Genomic DNA, 2670 nt, shown 5'->3' with positions numbered 1-2670 from the left:
ACATTATCAGAAATTGTATTACCAGATGTATCTACGTAATTAACAGTAATGCTACTCTTCTTATCTGGGATATCATTTGTCAGTGTACGTGTAAAAGGAACAGCATAAGCTCCAGTATTATCATCAATTTCACTAGGAAGTTTTCCAATATTATCCGTTTTTGAATCAGTTGCTGAATATGTATAAGCAATAACTATTTTAGGAATTGTAATATTACCACTTGTTAGAAGTGTTTTTAACTCATCAAGGGTATACGAATTACTGGAATATGTGCTTCCTTCATCTTCACTAATTCGAATCCTAACCCTGTTCAGATCAACAGATATAGACTTTCCATCTGAATCTACCCCATTGTCAGTAACTTGAAGACTATTAGACCCTAATAAGTCATCGAAATCCGCATTTGCTTCCGATATTTTTATAGCATTAGATATATCACCCGTCCAGCTAAAATATGGTCTAGTGGTTTGAATTTTAAATTCTGAAACGTTTGGAGAATAAAGATGATACCCGTTTGGTGCTAATGGCGTGGTCACATTTGTTTCTGTGTTCCCATTTGTGTACATATAAAAGTTGACATCTGTATTTTTTAAAGCATCATTTTCTCTATCAGATATGCTTGAACTGAAGGCCCCATCTAAATCTGTTTCCCTATTAAACCCGCTCAGTTGTATTTGGCCTCCATTACCGGAAACAATAGTACTGGCACCGCTATTTGACTGTATTGAGGAGAGCCCTTTATTCATCATTGCTGAGAATTTATCAATTCCTACTTTTTTTAGATTATTACTCGCTGAAGTATAGACTGAAGGAGCCATAAATTTTCCAAAATTACCTAATTGATCAAAACCTTGTTTAGTTAAGTAAACATTACTATTAGTATCAATATAGAATTTTGAATTTTCAGAAGAACCAACAACAGTTTTACCATTAGAAGTCGCTGTTAGGGAAGCTTGAGCTCCCTGTAATCCTGCTCCAAAATAGGCCCTACTTCTCATTGTGAGATATACATCATTCCTTATTGTATTAAACCGAGTTGGAATAATAAAATCATTACCTGGGGTCAACATATAGTCGTTAACTGTAGCGTTTTCTCCATAACCTATCTGAGTTGGAAAGAGATAAGTTCCTGAGTTGAAAAGACCAAGTGTTCCTTCGCTTGCTGATGGCAATTCTCCAACTGTTAGACGAGAGAACAATACTGGATCTTCCAGCTCTTTGTCTCCCCAGTAAGCCCCTCGATCATCAGTAGGACCTACATAAGTGATATAATCAACAACATTGCCACTGTCATCTTTAGCTCCTTTTGGATTGGGGTTTGCGTTCAAATACGCACCTGACTTTAGACGAACTATTTGATTTGTTAAGCCTGGGTAAACAATGAAATTATCTTCTGGAGAAATATTATTTGCTAAATAATACTGATTAAATGTCATTCCAGGGTTGTAGGAAACTAAGTTTTTAGAAACAGCTACCTGAAACATGTTCCAATTCTGATCTCCCAATAGTTCCTTAGAAATAGGGCTATCTAGAAAACCACGGCTTATGGCAGGATCGGTATAATAATTCTTGTTCGATTCTAGATAAGTAGAAGCATAGACTCCTCCTTTAACAAGCGATGAGATTGTTAAACCAAATATAAATATAAAGGTTTTGATAAATAAAGGTTTTTTGACAACGTTCATAAGATATCCTTTCAAAAAATATGCGCCGATCGAATTTACCGGACAACTTCATATTGCAATGTTTTGAAATAAAATAGGAAAATTAATCTATTTCAGATACCTCAAATTATAATTGGTTTTAAAATTAAGATTAGTTTAAGCTATTTAAAGATATTATATCATAAGAAATGTTTTCATACAACACTTTGGTGGTAAGGCTTTCAAGGCCCAATTTGGTTCTGTTGCGAAGTTTAAAATTCAAAAAAGATATTTCTGATTATCTGTCCTTTTAAGCAGATATACCCGTTAATACTTTGATTTCAGCAGAAAACGATACAATGAAGAGAGTTCGGTTCTGTTGCAAAGTTTTCCAAAAAATCTATTTTAGTGTAAAATTGAGAAAAAAGACAGAGAGGACAGAGTAATGAACCATTTTAAAGGCAAACAATTCAAAAAAGACGTGATGATTGTAGCTGTAGGTTGTTATTTGCGTTACAATTTGAGCTATCGTGAAGTACAAGAGATGCTTTTTATGACCGAGGAATTAATGTATGCCATACAACGATTTATCGTTGGGTGCAAGAGTACAGCAAAGTCCTCTATTATCTTTGGAAGAAGAAAAATAGACAATCCTTCTATTCATGGAAAATGGACGAAACCTATATCAAAATTAAGGGACGTTGGCATTATCTTTATCGTGCAATTGATGCGGACGGCTTAACCTTAGATATCTGGTTACGAAAGAAACGGGATACGCAAGCAGCCTATGCTTTCTTAAAACGACTCCATAAACAGTTTGGTGAGCCGAAAGCAATTGTGACCGATAAAGCACCTTCTCTTGGCTCCGCCTTTAGAAAGTTACAGAGTGTGGGTTTATATACTAAGACAGAGCACCGAACTGTGAAGTATCTTAACAATTTAATAGAACAAGACCATCGACCTATTAAACGACGGAATAAATTTTATCAAAGTCTCCGTACAGCCTCTTTCACGATTAAGGGCATGG

The 2670-nt window shown here is 35.2% G+C and carries 1 protein-coding gene and 1 pseudogene; one reads left to right on the top strand and one right to left on the bottom strand.

What is annotated here, in order from left to right; all coding sequences use genetic code 11:
- The coding region (locus tag LDP15_RS12095; RefSeq protein WP_373442503.1) for a hypothetical protein at window positions 1-1685 on the bottom strand (1685 nt) is incomplete at its 3' end.
- A 403-nt stretch (window positions 1686-2088) separates the two neighbouring features.
- Between LDP15_RS12095 and LDP15_RS12090 the strand changes: the two are divergent.
- Window positions 2089-2670, top strand: a pseudogene (locus tag LDP15_RS12090) (IS6 family transposase); the annotation flags it as partial.

Origin of the sequence: Lactococcus sp. SK2-659, from assembly GCF_020218185.2 — a bacterium.
GTDB classification, from domain to species: Bacteria; Bacillota; Bacilli; order Lactobacillales; family Streptococcaceae; genus Lactococcus; species Lactococcus lactis.
This window is presented reverse-complemented; position numbering and strand designations above follow the sequence as displayed.